This window comes from Pseudalkalibacillus sp. Hm43 (genome assembly GCF_054170705.1).
In genome coordinates, this window is record NZ_CM135129.1 from 2,985,840 (window position 1) to 3,001,496 (window position 15,657).

The following is a 15,657-nucleotide window of genomic DNA, read 5'->3' on the forward strand; positions in this document are numbered from 1 at the left end:
ACATGACAGACATCAAAAAAATCGCAGTCGTTGGAACGGGCGTAATCGGCAACGGATGGATTACGAGATTTTTAGCGCATGGTTATGATGTTGTGGCAACTGATCCAGCTGAAGGTGCAGAAGAACGGATGAGAAAAGCGGTCGAGAATGCTTGGCCGTATGTGGAAGAACTGGGTCTTGCTGAAGGCGCGTCGATAGAACGCTTAACATTCGAAAAAGACTTGAGCAAAGCAGTCGAAGACGCTGATTTTATCCAGGAAAATGTACCGGAAGTGGAGGATTTGAAAGAATCGGTCCTTCAAGACATTGATCGTTATGCGAAGAGAGAAGCCATCATCGCTTCCAGTACGTCAGGTATCAAACCATCTTACTTGCAGCGAGGACTTCAGTATCCAGATCGGCTTGTCGTGGCTCATCCATTCCATCCGGTCTATATCCTGCCTCTCGTAGAGGTTGTCCCTGGGGAAGCAACGACCACTACAAACACAGAGCGTGCGACAGCTTTCTTTGAAGGCATGAATATGAAGGCACTGCTTGTCCGAAACGAAATTGAAGGGCATATCGCAGACCGCCTGATTGAAGCAATTTGGCGGGAGTCCCTCCACATCGTCAATGAAGGAATTGCAACGACTGAAGAAGTTGACCAAGCCTTCATTTATGGAGCTGGATTACGATATGCACAGTATGGACCGTTCTTAACGTTCCACTTGGCTGGCGGTGAAGGTGGTATGCGCCACATGCTTAAGCAATTCGGACCTGCCCTGAAGAAGCCTTGGACAAAGCTTGAGGCACCTGAGTTGACCGATGAATTGCATGATCGTGTCGTAGCAGGTTGCGAAGAACAGTCTGGAGAGTGCAGTTTATCTGAGTTGGATCAAAACCGGAATGAATTTCTAGTCCGTTTGCTTGATTTGGTCAAGGATTACTGGCCAGAAGCGAAGCAAGCGCAAAAGTCCAACGTGTAGGAGGATATCACAATGGAACAATTTCAACTTCAACAGCAGGTGAAAAATGAATGGGTCGATTACAACGGTCATATGAATGATGCCGAATATGCAAAAGTATTCAGCATTGCCGTTGATGAGTTCATGAATCATATCGGTCTGCATGAAGAAGGACGAAATACCTTCAAATATACGATTTTCACACTTGAAACCCATGTATGTTATTTAAAGGAAGCTCATGAAGGGGGGCAGTTGACGGTCACTAGTCAGATTCTTGATCTGGATCAGAAAAGAATCCATATCTTCTTCACCATGGAAAATGAACAAGGTGAGACCATCTCCACGAGTGAACAAATGCTCATGGGAATGGATACCACAGAGGATAGACCAGGACCATTCCCTGAGTCCGTCTTTGAAAAATTAAAGGAGATGTATGAAGCTGATCGTGAAAAACCACTTCCAAAACAAGCAGGTAGAACAATTGGAATCAAAAGAAAATAACATAACTAACTAAAAGCACCTTTCATAGGTGCTTTTTTTATACCTATAAGTAATGGGTAATGCCACGATGATAAGCCTTGAGCGAATGATTGTAGGAGCGGTCTTTCTGCATATCTTGCATATCCGGTAGGGTAAATGATACGCCAGTATGCACATGTTCATAGCCCCATCTCGGATACGGAATCATTGGAACCACATCATGTGTATTGACGATCCTAATACTATTTGGAACTATGGCATTGTAAATGGATGCAAAACGATGGTCACCAACGAGCGGACTAGCGTAGTTATACATGATGATGTTTTTAAAATGAATGCCTTTTCTATTGTTGGCTACATCCAATGCATGTAGGGTAGCAAGCGCTGCACCAAGACTATGCCCCGTAATGTACAGCGTTTTGTTTTCCTTTTGTGCTAATCCCATGTATGCATTTAGTAGGGAATCCTGACAACTCCGGTAAACGGAATAAAAGCCATCATGGACATAACCACCATGGAAGGGTTTCTTCTCTATATCCGCATCAACAAGCCAATCAGGTGTTGATCTGGTCCCACGGAAGGCCGTCACAACTGCGTGACTGGAATCAAGAATCATGCCAAACCATTCTAGCTTCCAAAAAGCATAGGCTTTAAAAGGGAGAAGAAGCTTAAACTGTGTTGGCATCGGGAAATTACCGTGATTTTCATATTGAATACTCGGCAGTTCAGCAACCTTCAACAAATCCAGAGCTAACCTTTTATCGAGTGAGTGTGTTTGAGATATATCCACCACCCCCCCAATCGTCAGTTATCTTTTAATCTATGTGGGAGGTTAGGGGGTTATGTTTTTAGAAAGACGAAACAATGTTTAGAATTTTATCGTCAAACAAATTAGGAGGGGAAAGGGAGGAATGTAAATTGGAAGACAACATACAATTTTCGGAGAAAAACACTCTCGAAGAAGTTATAGAAGATCTTATAGATGAATATGGAGATGCCATCAAGAGATTGATTTATACATACATTAAAGACTGGAGTATGACTGAGGATGTTACACAGGAAGTATTTATTACTTGCTACAACAAATATCATCTCTTCCGAGGAGATTCTAATATTAAAACTTGGGTGTATCAAATTGCAGTTAATAAAGCAAAAGATACATTGAAAAGAAAGTCATTTAGACAGTTTTTGGGCCTTGAACGTCTCAAGGAAAATCTACAACTTGATCAACCTTCCATAGAGGAACATGTAATAAGAGAAAATGAAAAGCTGATTTTTTCAAAAAAGGTGCTTGGGCTTCCTGTAAAATACAGAGAAATCATCATTCTATTTTATTATGAAGATCTTACAATAAGGGAAATAAATGAACTTACTGGAATCAACGAACAGACCATCAAGACTAGACTCAGAAGAGGGAAGGAACTATTACGAAAGCAGTTTGAGAAGGGAGTGAGTAATTAAATATGGATGATAAGTTGAACAATTTACGAGACAGTATGAATGATACAGTTTTTAAAAATACAGGAATAAGTAAAGAAGAAAAATACCAAATTCTTAATACGTTAAGCCAGAGAAGAAAGAAGTCTGTTTGGTTTACTTATACAAGTAAGCTTCTCAATCCCGCTCTGACGATAATAGTTGCTCTGATTCTTATTCCATCTATCATTTATTTTGGATATGAAAGCATGACTGTTTCAAGGATTGCACAAACAGATCATGATAATACTGATATTTTTTTAAGTAAACATATTGATGATGCTGGAATTAGGGCTGCCATAAAAATGGGGCATGGTCAAGTTTTAAATCAAACATACTATGATGAAGAACATGATATCTCGGTAAATTTTGAGAGGGTAATGGCGGATGATGCGGAAACAAAACTTTTATTAACTTTTCAAAGTGAAAAGACAGATCTAAAGAATTATTATCTTGATATTTTTGAAGGTAGTACATCCATTCATCTCATAGTGGGAGACGAAAAAATTGAATTAAATCATGTAGGTTGGGGAAGCAGGTATTACGACAGCGAAAAAAACATGGTTGCTGAAGCCTTATCCTTTGAATCCATAAACAAATATGAGGGAAAGGATATTCGTTTAGAAATTAAAGATTTAACCCTGTACGGAAAAAATACTAATCAAAAAGTAGAAACAACATGGCCACTTGAGTTCCAAATCAAATCATCTGCTACCTCAGCAAGAGAAACAATAAAGGTAAATGAAGAATTTACATTTAAAGAAATAAGATACAAGATAAAACAGGTGGAGTTTTCTCCTTTTGAAACAAGAGTTGTAGTCTCTGGGGCAGATACTAAACTCCTTACAGATGAAAATGGAGTTCAGTACGAAGTAAAGAGTAAATTAGAACATCAATATCTCAATGCGAGGAAAATTGATAAAGAATTTGGTTACATCGTTAACGAAAATAAATCTGGTGTATTTTTGAGGTCAGCTGGAGAGAAGGTTATTCCAATCTTTAGTAAAGGTGAAGTGCAAGGCGAAGATGACGAGTTTATAATGGTTTTTGCTCCAGTTAAGGAGCGAAAAGACACTGTTCTCTTAGTGGGAGATGAAATTAAAATACCTTTAACGAAATAGAGATGAACTACACAAAGGGTGCGATGTCTAATAAGACTGTTGCGCCTTTTTTTGCTTCAACTCTAGAGAAAAATGGAGAAATACATATGGAAAAAGGGATTGAGTGTATAAAAACAGAAATTTCTTATTGAGCTAAAATTTTATCGTTTTAGGGAGGATTCATCTTGCAATACTTTATTGGAATTGTGCCACCTGAGGATTACAAAACAAATATAATTGAATTCCAAAAGAAATGGAATGGGCATTGGATTACAGAGGTCGTCGAACCGCATATCACTGTAAAAGCTCAAGGTGGCTTAACCCCAGATCAAGAGTGGTTGAGTAAAGTCGAAGAAGTCTGCAAAGAATTTCAACCATTTACTGTTTCAGTAGGTAAACCGATGTTTTTCGGTGAAGACATTCTATATCTTAACGCTTCATCAATAGAGTTAATTCAACTCCATCAAAGTCTGGTACATAGAATATCTCCCTCAGCTGAGCTAATAAAGAAGTATTTTGAGCTGGATGACTTTACACCACATATGACACTGGGTAAGACTTATTTTGGCTTGTCCAACAGAGAGCTAAAAGATATGGCCAAGCTGTCAGATGAAGAACTTAGCCCCTATCCTACATATGAAGTTGATTTCATTAGAATATATCAGGAAGTCGAACCTATGAAATATATAAAGTATTTGGATATTCCATTAAGCAGATCATGTGTAACTAATTGAATGTTTTTTCGTCTAACTAAACTAAAAGCACAAAAGTTAAGAAAGTACATAACAAAGCGTTCTACATAAAAAGGAGAATGAAACGTATGGCGACATGGATGGCGCATTTCAGAATTGCGGAGAATTTATTGAAAAGGGGCTTACGAGTACCTGAAAAAGAGTTTGTAGTCGGGAATATCGGACCTGATTGTGGTTTGCCTGATGAAGATACAGGAGAATTTTACCCATCACCAGAGGTAACTCACTTTAAAGTAGATAAGAAAATAACCCCCAATCTGTTCCTTGAACAATACCTGAATAAGGATCAGCTCGAATTTACTACTGCCCAACTCTCATTTTATTTAGGTTATTATGTACATTTAGTAACGGATGTTGAATGGAGTGCTCTTCATCAAGAGAAGAAAAAAGAACCGGTCTATCGAGATATACTCGGAACTCCTGAATATACCAGAAAAATAAAAAGCGATTGGTACGGTGGTGATTTTGTTTATCTGAATGAGAATAGAGATAATATTTTTACGAATGCTTTTCAACATATTGAGAGTTTTCCAGATTACCTTGATCTCTTTCCAGAACATCAAATTACAAAACAAATCAAACGGATTACAGAATTCTATTTAAGTGATGTAGGTAATTTTGCATTGGATCCTACATATGAGTTCAAATATTTAACTCCAGAGGAAGTTTCAAGGTTTGTAGAAGAGACTAGTGAAAAATTAGTACATAATCTCAATGCGACTTTTGATAAAGAATTACTCTGGGAAAAGCAAGCCCATAGCAAGTAAAAGGAGAACTTTTAGTCTAGTAGTAGAGAGGAGCTAGTTATGAAAAGTATGAAGGATTGGGTTTTACCAGTTCTTTTTGTTGGCTTGTCGATTTTAACTGTACTAAAGGGACTTGAATTACATTCATATGGAACAAATGTGGACGGACAAGGAATAGGTGTCTATTTTTTGTTCTTTGAGATTAATGATCGAGTTCCAGAAAACGATATTCCAGCCTATGCTTATGGATTTTTCCTTTCAAGTTTGGCAGCCCTTCTTGTTGCGATCGGTTTGTTTTTTAACAGATATTTGAAATTAAAACATGAGTAAGATATGGGGAAAGAAGGTCAGTAATGATGAAATAGAGAAGAAACTAGAAGAAAATTTCAAGAGTTGACTCACTTGAAGTCTAGATAATGGCTAGGGTTTAGGAGTGGTATTTTTGAGTTATGTAAAAGAATTAAGACAATATGTAGGGCATCGACCGCTCATTCTTCCAGGGTCGGTCGTTCTCATCATTAATGAAAATAATCAATTACTGTTACAACATAGAACAGACGGCGGTTGGGGATTGCCTGGTGGAATCATGGAACTTGGAGAAAGCCTTGAAGATACAGCTAGAAGAGAAGTGAAGGAAGAAACGGGACTTGATGTCGGTGATTTGAATCTATTAGGCGTTTTTTCAGGTCCAGAGTACTTTTTGAAAGTATCGAATGGTGATGAACTATATGCCGTGACTGCTGTGTACGTATCAAGGGATGTAAAGGGAACACTTGCAATTGATGAAAGTGAAACGATGGAATTACAATATTTCGACCTCCGTTTTTTACCAGAAGACCTAATAGATTCTTATCGAAGTTATATAAATCCGTACATAGAACAAATATCGAATGAATCCTCATATTAAAAAGGAGTGGATGTACGTGAACAACGTTACAAAAATGAAGATACGAAAGCCTGCTCGTGAAATATATGAAGCGTTTGTTGATCCAGTTAAGATCGGGAACTTCTGGTTTTCCTCTAGTTCTGAAAGGTGGGCAGAAGGAAAAACCATCACTTTGAAATATGAAGAGTATAACGCTCAAGGAGATATATACGTAAAAGAACTTCGAGAGAACGAAAGAATCGTATTCGAATGGGCAGGAGATCACACTGTAACCATTACATTTAAAGAGGATGATCATGATCTTACAGTAGTTGAAGTGATAGAAGAAGGGTTCAAAGAAAATGATGATAACCTGATTGACCAACTACTGGACAATAAAGAAGGCTGGGTGTATATGCTGTCTTGCTTAAAAGGTTATGTGGAGTACGGTGCAGATTTAAGAGCTTCGTTGGTGAAATAGAAGGTAATTCTGATGGATCACATTCTTGATAATCAGAAGACCACGATGATTAATTGAATTTGTGGAGGCAGGCTCTTAGGAGTCTGCCTCCTCTTTACCAGGATGAAACTTCAATAATCGTTGTCCGTATATAGAAATAAAGACGGGAGTGATGGCTTTGTTGAACAAATTAAATGAACGTTTGATTGAAATTAAAGTAGAGTTGAGAAAGAAGCGAAAGTGGGAAAAACAGCTCGCTCTATATAAAGCTGAACAAATGAATATGAAGGAAAAGGTCTACAACCTTAAAGATCAATTAACTGAAGAGCAAGCGGATGTGGACCAGCTGAAAGGGATAGGTGTGACGAACCTGCTCTACACCATTCTAGGTACGAAAGAGCGAAGGATAGAAGAGGAAAAAAAGGAAGTCGCAGCGGTCCAACTGAAACTGAAGGAAGCAACAGAAGCAAGGGATGAAATCAATCAATCCATCGTAGAGCTACAAAAGCATCTTTTAGCAGTTAAAGGATTAGAAAGGGAGTACGAGAACATACTCGCGACAAAAGAAGAATACATAAAAGGGAGCGCATCTCCAAACTCTCAAAGATTAACCGAGTTAACGGAAAGGGAAGGCGACACCGTTGCTTACCTAGCGGAATTGAAAGAGGCAATCCAAGCAGGAGAAGCAGTCACTCAAACCCTCTCCATGGCTATTCGTTCATTAGAAAAAGCGAACGGCTGGGGGACACTCGACATGCTCGGTGGCGGCATGATTTCTAGCTTAGCTAAACATAACCACATTGATGATGCTTCGGCTTACATCCATCAGGCCCAAAGCAAAATGCGTAGTTTTCAAAAGGAATTGTTGGATGTGGATGAAGAAGCTCATCTGGACGTCGATCTATCCTCGATGCTTAAATTTGCCGATTTCTTTTTTGATGGATTGATTGTCGACTGGATGGTCCAAGGAAAAATCAATGATGCTTTAGAAAGAACCAATGCACAAAGTAATCAGATCCATAGTCTTCTAAATGAACTCAAGTACCAAGCAGACCAACAGGAAAAAGAACTTGAGCAGATTTTGCACGAGAAAAAGCAATTGATTGAAAGTGTATAATCTGCGATTTTGGTTGTTGTTGCTCGGACCGACATTAATGATTTTTGTCGGTCTTCAATGGATGAATAGTGTAGTCGTCACGTTCTTGCTTTTCTATAGTTGGCTTCTATTCGTACCCATCTTAAGCAAACGATTTTCTAATAAAAATGTCATTTCGAGCGAACGGAAATCCATTTGGTATGGAATCTTGAGCGGAACTGTCTTCTTTACCTTCATTTTTGGAGGCTTATTCTGGTTGCATGCCTACTTCATCGACTTAGAAGTTCTCCGACAGTTATTGGACGACTGGGGTTTTTCAGGTAATGGAGTCTTCGGTTTGATATTTGTTCTACTATGTGTCAATCCAATACTCGAAGAGCTTTACTGGCGCGGGTTCATGCACAATCGAATTAAAGAGAAGTGGACAGGAGCTCATGCAATCTGGCTAACCGCTATATTTTACACACTTTATCATTTCCTTTCTGTTATTCCGATGTTCCAGTGGCCGTTGAACATAGTTGCCGTACTTCCTGTTTTTATTGCTGGTCTCTTTTGGGGATATTTACGGGAAAAAACGGGTTCTATCACCGCGGGCATCATCAGTCACTTTTTAGGTGACCTCGGGATCATGTGCGTGTACTGGTTCATTGTCAGGTAAGAGCATATAATAAACCCACCACATGACCTGTGGTGGGTTTTCCTTTACGGTTATTCACTCAAATCATTCACTGAAACACTTTGTTTGTTGTTCGGATTATCAAGTGGATGGATGGTGGCCATCCCTTTATCTTGATCCACATGCTCGATATACACATTTTGTCCATTGCAGTTCACTTGAATCATGTTTGGAGACGATGCGATTTCTTGTGCACGTTGTGCGTCCATTGAATTACCTCCTTCGAATTTGTAACACTTCTAATGTGTGTATCCACAGTGTCAGATATACAGCCCCAGGAATCCTTCTTTGTAAAAGTGGTAACGATAATCATGTGAAAAAACGTACTCTTAAAAGGTGATGGCACTTGAATATCAATGTGATGACTTTCAATATCCACCATGGAAAAGGAACCGATAAGAAGCTGGATCTAGAGCGAATCGGAGAAACCATTTTACATTCAGGAGCAGATATTATCGGTCTGAACGAGGTAGACAAAGAATTTTCAAGCCGAAGTGAATTCATGGATCAGGCTCAGCAAATCGCAGATTATTGCCAGATGGAATATGCCTTCGGTCCAGCAATCACAATCAGTGGGAAAGGGAAGGGTGAAGTTCGTCAGTATGGAAGTGCGATTTTGACTCGTTTTCCGATTGTGCAATCAGAGAATTATCCATTCGATTTTTTACCAAGGATTGTGGAGGATCGCGCGTTATTGGAAGTGATCATTCATATAGAAGGTCAAAATTTTGCCGTCTATACGACACATTTGAGTTTAGCGCCGTTTCTGCATGGGAAACAGACGGAGTTCATTTTGAATCAGTTACGCCAACAGCAGTATCCGTCCATCATTCTGGGCGATTGGAACATGAAACCTTATTCGAGCAGTTGGCGTCTCGTTTCTGAACAATTGATCGATACATGGGTGGATCATCATTCGCAATCAGATCAGGGCTACACTTATCCTTCTGACAGACCCAGGATGAAGTTGGATTATATATTTACAACCGAAGAGTTCACCGTGTTGATGACTAAGGTGCTTAAAAGCAATGCAGAAGCCTCGGACCACCTGCCACTATTCGCTACGTTACAGCTCCCAGGATCTAAATTCACCCAGTAATTTTTCGCGTTACAGTTTTAATCCGTAAAATTTTTACTTTATTCAAATAACGTTTTGTAATAGAATGGGAAAAGTGGAAAGGGGGCTGAACGAGGTGGGATGTAATATTGACCATACTCTAGAAGATGTGCAAGCTAAGCTGGAAGCCCAGCGTACTTTTTTACCAGAAGAGGTTGTACAAATGAGTGAACGGTTTCTAGCAAAAGGACCATCGCAAGATCAATTGAACGAGTTGTTTCATTTATTGAAGAAATATGACTTGGCGGATGAAGAAGAGCAACATGAGCGCAACAGACAAATCACTGCTTTAACAACTGGATAAAGTAGAATGTTTGGCAATGCTCTACATAATGTGTAGTGCATTTTTTCTATTTTTGGAGAAGTAAGTCATTCTATTCGTTATATTTTGAAAATTTGCCTTACTCCCAATAGATGATTTTTTACGACGAAAAGTATGTAATCATTCCTATTTTCATAGGACAAAAGGTTGAGACATCTTAGAAGGAGGACACATCATGGAAGGAACAATGAACGAAGATGCAGTGATGATGGAGAAACAGAAGCAGAAGCATCCGAAAGGCTTATTCCTGCTCTTCATTACGGAAATGTGGGAGCGCTATAGCTACTACGGTATGCGGTCTATTCTGATCTTATATTTGACTGCTGAATTGATCAGTGGAGGGCTCGGTTTTGATGAAAAAACAGCCTTGATGTTATACGGAATCTATACAGGACTCGTCTACTTTACTCCACTAATTGGGGGGTACTTGACGGATCGATTGATGGGCTTGAGGACGGCCATCACAATCGGTGGTATCACGATGGCAGTCGGAGATTTCACGCTCTTTGCCGTGCAGGAACAATGGGGATTATATCTTGGACTTCTCATGTTGATCATCGGTAATGGTTTCTTTAAACCGAATATTTCAACACTTGTCGGAGAATTGTATACGAAGAATGATCCTCGTAAAGACTCTGGGTTCACGATTTTCTATATGGGGATCAACTTAGGTGCATTGATTTCACCGCTTGTAGCGGGATTGATCTATGCGAACTGGTTTGCTTCGACGACACCGACTGGTATTGAAGTATTTGGATTCAAATATGCATTCTTAGCGTCTTCTATCGGAATGATCATCGGACAAGTCACATTCAATCTACTATCTAAAAAATATCTCGGCGATATCGGAACGAAGCCTGCTGCGTCTAAAATGAAGCCGTCACCAGAGGCGAGTGCAAAGCCTTTGACGAAAAAGGAAAAGCAACGTACAGCCGTTATTTTGATCCTTGCTTGTTTCACGGTTGCCTTCTGGGCAGGATTTGAACAAGCTGGTGCATCCTTTACGCTTTATACAAGGGATTTCATTGATCGTACTGTATTCGGTTACGAAGTACCCGTATCGTTCTTCCAGTCCCTGAATCCATTATTTATCTTACTGTTTGCGCCAATCGTTTCAATCCTCTGGTTGAAACTATCCAAAACGAAACGTGGCGATTTTGCGATTCCGACAAAAATGGCGTTTGGTCTGATTTTACTTGGATTAGGTTTCATGGTCATGGTGCCAGCTGTCATGATGACAGGTAGTGATGCATCAAGTACGGTCAAAGTATCGATGATGTTCATGGTCGTCACCTACTTGCTTCATACACTCGGTGAGCTTGCACTGTCACCGATAGGTCTCTCTCTTGTCAGTAAGATGGCTCCCGTCAAGATCGCTTCTTTACTGATGGGGGTATGGTTCTTGAGTAATGCGGCTGCCAACTATCTGGCTGGTCATATTGCCTCGTTAACAACCGAATTCGGTTATCTAGAAATCTTCATGTATCTTGGAGGAGCAGCACTTATACTTGGTTTGATCCTGCTTGCACTTTCCAAACCGCTTCAGAAGCTGATGCATCTGGATGAAGATGACGATGATATTGAAAAAGCAGCGTAAAATCGTTTGAAAAAGACTTATTTTAACGAAAGATAGATGTAAATGGTGCAAAACAGAGCGCGACAGTAACTATAGTCGGCTCTGTTTTGTCATTTTGGATAAGGATTTAGATATTTCCCATAAAAATCGGGTTATTTCCAATAAAAATGAAAATTTATAGATCAGTTTTTTGATTTTCCCATAAAAAAAAAATTATAGACCAGATTGAGAAATGATAGAACTGAACCTTCACTATGTATGAAATTCAGATTCCATGCCACATTAAGGGTTAGACATGCATACAAGGAGGGAATGGTATGGGTTTTTATGTCCTTTGTGATTATGATGAACCGGACCGTGATTCGTACCGGGGTATTGTGGTCATTGATACGACGACCAACCAGGAAGCGCATCGCTTCAATTCCGGCGTTTTCCAACAAGATTACGAAGCGTATCAAAACTGGCTGAAAGAAACGGATCCATACTTCTATGAAGGGGAGAGTGTCCTCAACTTCATCGAGGAAGGTCAGGAACATGACGCGTCAGGTGATACGGAACTCTATACGTAAAACGCAACCGCTTAGAGCAGATCTAAGCGGTATTTTTATTGTAAAAATATACCTATTTTCCGAAAAGCCTCTCTACTAGCCCTGTCCTCTATCAACACTACTACATAAAATAATAGGGAACTCTGAAATGATAGGAGGTAAACCAAAATTATTATGAGTTTTCTACCAGATCAAATCGTCATACGTTTCTTCCCGAGTATTCCTAGCAGTCGTGCATTGGAAATTATCCAATTGGTAGGAGGAACGTTGATTGATCGAATTCCTCAAATCTACGTTTATGTCATTGAAGTAGACCCAAGTCGTATGAACATCACTCTTCGTATCCTCGCCAATTTTCCAGAGGTCGACTATGCTGAATTCAATGGTTTGATGTTCACACAGCTCACTCCGAATGATCCTCTTTTCAACCAGCAATGGGGCTTGTTAAAAATCAATTCGACTAGAGCCTGGAACGTCACCCGTGGTTCTTCTCTTCTTAAAATTGCCATCCTCGATACTGGGGTAAATGCAGGTCATCCCGATTTAAATGAAAAAATGGCGCTGAATGTGAACTTCTCTACCTCTTCAACATCACAGGATATCAACGGACACGGAACACATGTTGCTGGTATTGCAGCAGCGGTCACTAGAAATGGAATTGGAATAGCGGGTCTCGCAATCAATCCAAAAATATTGAACATCAAAGTACTAGACGACAGTGGTAGCGGTTCATTTAGTGATGTCGCGAAAGGAATCGTCAACGCGACCGACAATGGTGCAAAAGTCATCAACATGAGTCTCGGCGGACCTTCTTTCAGTAATACCGTCCAAAGTGCCGTTCAATATGCAGATAGCAATGGTGTCATCCAGGTCGCTGCAGCTGGGAATGACAATGCTGACGATCTGTTTTATCCAGCAGCTTATCCGGAAGTCATCAGTGTTGCCGCTCTGGATCGTGACAATACGAAAGCGTCATTCTCGAACTTCGGTTCTGCGTGGGTTGATGTTGCAGCTCCTGGTATCGACATCCTTTCCACCTTGCCTACGACGACTAATATGATGGGGCAAACGGATTACGGTTATCTTTCCGGTACCTCGCAAGCCGCTCCTTTTGTCAGTGGGTTAGCCGCTCTGATGGCATCCCTCGAGCCAGATGCAAGTAAAGTTCGAAATGCGATTGAAACGACTACAGTACCAGTTCCTGGATCGGGTACGCTCTATCAAAACGGTCGGATCAATACGTATGCCGCATTGTTGAAGATAACGAATCAATAATCCTAGTTAGCAATTTTCAATAGATTGGAGGTGAACAAATTGAGAGAAACTTCTGATCGACTCATCGTATGTGTGAAATCCCGAGTTTCTGAAGAAGAAGCACGACGAATGATTTCAGATGAAAATGTTCGAATCATAAGAGAAATTCCTCAACTAAATGCTTATGTATTAAGGGTGCGACCGGGTTCCATAAATGGCATGAAACGTCGATTTGAAAACAAACCCGAAGTGGAATATGCAGAAGTGGATGAGACGATGTCGATACAGCTAGTTCCAAACGATCCACTATTCAATCAGCAATGGGGTCTTCTGAAAATCAACTCCACAAGAGCCTGGAACATTACTCGTGGCTCTTCTCTCCTAAAAATCGCTATCCTCGACACTGGTGTGAACGCTGCCCATCCCGATCTAAACGCAAAAATTGTCTTGAACGTGAACTTCTCCACCTCTTCGACTTCCCAAGATTTGAATGGACATGGCACGCACGTAGCTGGAATAGCTGCAGCTGTCACCCGAAACGCAATTGGTGTTGCAGGACTTGCCATCAACCCGAAGATCATGAACATCAAAGTACTCGATGATAATGGGATCGGCTTTTTCAGTGATATTGCCAGTGGTATCCTCAATGCTACAGACAATGGTGCAAAAGTCATCAACATGAGTCTGAGTGGTCCGACTGCCAGTGCTACCGTCCAAAATGCGGTTGTATATGCAGCGAATAACGATGTCATATTAGTTGCAGCAGCAGGGAATGACAACACATCCGCACAATATTATCCTGCAGCTTATGCACAAGTCATCAGCGTTGCTGCGGTAGACCAGAACGATGCGAAAGCATCCTTCTCGAACTTTGGGGCTAGTTGGGTAGATGTAGCTGCCCCAGGAGTCGATATACTATCGACATTACCGATTACGGCAAACTCAACAGGTCAGACGGATTATGGAACGTTGTCCGGGACATCGCAATCCGCTCCTTTCGTTAGCGGTCTTGCCGCCTTGATGGCTTCGCTTGAACCGGATCCCACAATTGTCCGGAATGCGATCGAATCAACGGCAGTTCCTATTTCCGGGACTGGCACCCTTTATGAGCATGGACGTATTAATGCTTATGCGGCGCTCCTACAAATTACCGGTCCTTAACGAGGTTCCAGGAAAAACAAACTCATGACGCAATATACGTACTAAGCCTCATTTTTTGTAATGTGGATGGTTTTTACAAGTACATTCACGCTTCTTATATTACACTGAGGATATCCTGGTGAAAGAAGGTGAATGGATTGAAAGATGTGAAAGTACGTATTGCAGAGTTAGCGGAACAGGACAAGTCCGAATTAAAAGGAAATGACGTGACTGTAAGCGGCTATCTCGTTGGAAAAGCTGAAGAACCGTTGGAGGATGGCTTCAACTATCCTTTCATCGATGAGAACATGTATAGTGTACTGGTCAAATCGAAAGAAAAGCTGGACCGGCTTGAAAGAGGGAAATGGTTTCATGTTACAGGGAAATTGGACAGCCTAGAACAGCAAGAGATGCATGTCATTTCTGACACAGATGTTGAAGAATCTGATGAACAAACCGAACCACCACAAACCCCAAGACGTTTTTCCTCTTCCGTCAAAAAAGTCGTAGACGGCGATACCATCCATCTTGAAAAGCCTGTGTTAGGGACGACAAAGGTCCGATTCGTTTCCATCGATACCCCAGAAACGAATTATCAGGGAGCTTCCCAGGGCTATTATGCGGAAGAAGCTACACGGCAACTCCAGAACCTTTTACCATTAAGCGAAAATGTAGAAATTGAAGTAGGCGATGAACCCTTTGATCAATATGGACGTCTATTATCGATCGTCATAAAAGAGAATAAAAACATCAATAAGGAAATGATTGAGCTTGGTATGGCCGTTCCGTACTTCATATATCCGAACTTGGATCACTTCAAGGATTATGGTGAAGCCGTCGTGAGAGCGAAGGAAGCAGGCAAAGGCTTATGGAACCCTGAACAACCGATTGATGAGCTTCCATACGAATTCCGTTTCAATAAGCGTGGAGGACCGAACAAGTTTGTCGGCCACCATGAAACGAAGAAATATGTTGAACCGGATAAATGGGAGGAGATCCCGATTGAACACCGTGTCTTTTTCTTGAATGAAAATGATGCGGTTCAAGCAGGTTATGAAAAAGCAGAAAACCCGAAAGAATGTTAGATTATGAAAGGACTTCCGAA

20 protein-coding genes are annotated in these 15,657 nt (G+C 40.6%); 18 read left to right on the forward strand and 2 right to left on the reverse strand.

The features are described 5' to 3' along the window. The first annotated feature begins 2 nt into the window (after positions 1-2). Positions 3-965 carry a 3-hydroxyacyl-CoA dehydrogenase NAD-binding domain-containing protein gene (locus ACXQIQ_RS15560; RefSeq protein WP_439301457.1) on the forward strand — a complete coding sequence of 321 codons (963 nt, stop codon included), beginning with the start codon at positions 3-5 and terminating at the stop codon, positions 963-965. 12 nt (positions 966-977) lie between these two features. Next, positions 978-1,445: a thioesterase family protein gene (locus tag ACXQIQ_RS15565; protein ID WP_439301456.1), complete on the forward strand. Its 468-nt coding sequence runs from the start codon at positions 978-980 to the stop codon at positions 1,443-1,445. 43 nt (positions 1,446-1,488) lie between these two features. Here the strand turns inward: ACXQIQ_RS15565 and ACXQIQ_RS15570 are convergent, their stop codons facing one another. Continuing rightward, complete coding sequence (locus ACXQIQ_RS15570) at positions 1,489-2,214, reverse strand: lipase family protein (RefSeq protein ID WP_458025649.1); 726 nt, start codon at positions 2,212-2,214, stop codon at positions 1,489-1,491. A 128-nt stretch (positions 2,215-2,342) separates the two neighbouring features. Here ACXQIQ_RS15570 and ACXQIQ_RS15575 point away from each other — a divergent pair, with 128 nt between their 5' ends. The 9 genes from ACXQIQ_RS15575 (at position 2,343) to ACXQIQ_RS15615 (ending at position 8,577) form a co-directional block, all read left to right on the forward strand. Beyond that, entirely contained in the window at positions 2,343-2,885 is a 543-nt protein-coding gene (locus ACXQIQ_RS15575) for a sigma-70 family RNA polymerase sigma factor (RefSeq protein ID WP_439301454.1), read from the forward strand. Positions 2,886-2,887: 2 nt separating this feature from the next. Next, positions 2,888-4,021, forward strand: coding sequence for a hypothetical protein (locus ACXQIQ_RS15580; RefSeq protein ID WP_439301453.1), 1,134 nt, complete (start codon positions 2,888-2,890; stop codon positions 4,019-4,021). 164 nt (positions 4,022-4,185) lie between these two features. Then, a complete protein-coding gene (locus ACXQIQ_RS15585) occupies positions 4,186-4,734 on the forward strand; it encodes a 2'-5' RNA ligase family protein (RefSeq protein ID WP_439301452.1) in 549 nt (182 codons plus the stop codon). Positions 4,735-4,820: 86 nt separating this feature from the next. Beyond that, entirely contained in the window at positions 4,821-5,519 is a 699-nt protein-coding gene (locus tag ACXQIQ_RS15590; protein WP_439301451.1) for a zinc dependent phospholipase C family protein, read from the forward strand. Positions 5,520-5,558: 39 nt separating this feature from the next. Then, positions 5,559-5,828 carry a hypothetical protein gene (locus ACXQIQ_RS15595; RefSeq protein ID WP_439301450.1) on the forward strand — a complete coding sequence of 90 codons (270 nt, stop codon included), beginning with the start codon at positions 5,559-5,561 and terminating at the stop codon, positions 5,826-5,828. A gap of 112 nt (positions 5,829-5,940) precedes the next feature. Continuing rightward, positions 5,941-6,405 (forward strand): NUDIX hydrolase, encoded by a 465-nt coding sequence (locus tag ACXQIQ_RS15600; RefSeq protein WP_439301449.1) that lies wholly within the window; start codon positions 5,941-5,943, stop codon positions 6,403-6,405. Between the two features lie 10 nt (positions 6,406-6,415). Beyond that, positions 6,416-6,844 (forward strand): SRPBCC family protein, encoded by a 429-nt coding sequence (locus ACXQIQ_RS15605; protein WP_439301448.1) that lies wholly within the window; start codon positions 6,416-6,418, stop codon positions 6,842-6,844. Positions 6,845-7,001: 157 nt separating this feature from the next. Further along, positions 7,002-7,940 carry a hypothetical protein gene (locus tag ACXQIQ_RS15610; protein ID WP_439301447.1) on the forward strand — a complete coding sequence of 313 codons (939 nt, stop codon included), beginning with the start codon at positions 7,002-7,004 and terminating at the stop codon, positions 7,938-7,940. Continuing rightward, positions 7,933-8,577, forward strand: coding sequence for a CPBP family intramembrane glutamic endopeptidase (locus ACXQIQ_RS15615; RefSeq protein ID WP_439302007.1), 645 nt, complete (start codon positions 7,933-7,935; stop codon positions 8,575-8,577). Before ACXQIQ_RS15610 ends, ACXQIQ_RS15615 begins: the two co-directional genes overlap by 8 nt. Positions 8,578-8,627: 50 nt before the next feature. Here ACXQIQ_RS15615 and ACXQIQ_RS15620 read toward each other — a convergent pair whose 3' ends face one another. Beyond that, positions 8,628-8,804: a small acid-soluble spore protein H gene (locus ACXQIQ_RS15620; RefSeq protein WP_439301446.1), complete on the reverse strand. Its 177-nt coding sequence runs from the start codon at positions 8,802-8,804 to the stop codon at positions 8,628-8,630. Positions 8,805-8,941: 137 nt separating this feature from the next. Between ACXQIQ_RS15620 and ACXQIQ_RS15625 the strand changes: the two genes are divergently transcribed. The 7 genes from ACXQIQ_RS15625 to ACXQIQ_RS15655 all read left to right on the forward strand — a co-directional run bounded on the left by ACXQIQ_RS15625 (position 8,942) and on the right by ACXQIQ_RS15655 (position 15,637). Further along, on the forward strand, positions 8,942-9,694 hold the full coding sequence (locus ACXQIQ_RS15625; RefSeq protein ID WP_439301445.1) for an endonuclease/exonuclease/phosphatase family protein: 753 nt from the start codon (positions 8,942-8,944) through the stop codon (positions 9,692-9,694). Between the two features lie 94 nt (positions 9,695-9,788). Then, on the forward strand, positions 9,789-10,016 hold the full coding sequence (locus ACXQIQ_RS15630) for a hypothetical protein (protein WP_439301444.1): 228 nt from the start codon (positions 9,789-9,791) through the stop codon (positions 10,014-10,016). A gap of 193 nt (positions 10,017-10,209) precedes the next feature. Then, the gene (locus ACXQIQ_RS15635; protein ID WP_439301443.1) at positions 10,210-11,631 is read left to right on the forward strand and encodes a peptide MFS transporter; all 1,422 of its coding nucleotides are present in this window, start codon (positions 10,210-10,212) and stop codon (positions 11,629-11,631) included. A gap of 296 nt (positions 11,632-11,927) precedes the next feature. Next, complete coding sequence (locus tag ACXQIQ_RS15640; RefSeq protein WP_439301442.1) at positions 11,928-12,179, forward strand: hypothetical protein; 252 nt, start codon at positions 11,928-11,930, stop codon at positions 12,177-12,179. A gap of 153 nt (positions 12,180-12,332) precedes the next feature. Further along, entirely contained in the window at positions 12,333-13,433 is a 1,101-nt protein-coding gene (locus tag ACXQIQ_RS15645) for a S8 family peptidase (protein WP_439301441.1), read from the forward strand. 39 nt (positions 13,434-13,472) lie between these two features. After that, positions 13,473-14,573, forward strand: a complete 1,101-nt coding sequence (locus ACXQIQ_RS15650) for a S8 family peptidase (RefSeq protein WP_439301440.1) — start codon at positions 13,473-13,475, stop codon at positions 14,571-14,573. 146 nt (positions 14,574-14,719) lie between these two features. After that, entirely contained in the window at positions 14,720-15,637 is a 918-nt protein-coding gene (locus tag ACXQIQ_RS15655; RefSeq protein ID WP_439302006.1) for a thermonuclease family protein, read from the forward strand. Positions 15,638-15,657 lie beyond the last annotated feature (20 nt).

Coding starts and splice junctions, on each gene's coding strand:
- ACXQIQ_RS15640 (WP_439301442.1), top strand. CDS start 11,928: ATGGGTTTTTATGTCCTTTGTGATTATGATGAACCGGACCGTGATTCG.
- ACXQIQ_RS15565 (WP_439301456.1), top strand. CDS start 978: ATGGAACAATTTCAACTTCAACAGCAGGTGAAAAATGAATGGGTCGAT.
- ACXQIQ_RS15620 (WP_439301446.1), bottom strand. CDS start 8,804: ATGGACGCACAACGTGCACAAGAAATCGCATCGTCTCCAAACATGATT.
- ACXQIQ_RS15605 (WP_439301448.1), top strand. CDS start 6,416: ATGTACGTGAACAACGTTACAAAAATGAAGATACGAAAGCCTGCTCGT.
- ACXQIQ_RS15560 (WP_439301457.1), top strand. CDS start 3: ATGACAGACATCAAAAAAATCGCAGTCGTTGGAACGGGCGTAATCGGC.
- ACXQIQ_RS15590 (WP_439301451.1), top strand. CDS start 4,821: ATGGCGACATGGATGGCGCATTTCAGAATTGCGGAGAATTTATTGAAA.
- ACXQIQ_RS15580 (WP_439301453.1), top strand. CDS start 2,888: ATGGATGATAAGTTGAACAATTTACGAGACAGTATGAATGATACAGTT.
- ACXQIQ_RS15595 (WP_439301450.1), top strand. CDS start 5,559: ATGAAAAGTATGAAGGATTGGGTTTTACCAGTTCTTTTTGTTGGCTTG.
- ACXQIQ_RS15635 (WP_439301443.1), top strand. CDS start 10,210: ATGGAAGGAACAATGAACGAAGATGCAGTGATGATGGAGAAACAGAAG.
- ACXQIQ_RS15645 (WP_439301441.1), top strand. CDS start 12,333: ATGAGTTTTCTACCAGATCAAATCGTCATACGTTTCTTCCCGAGTATT.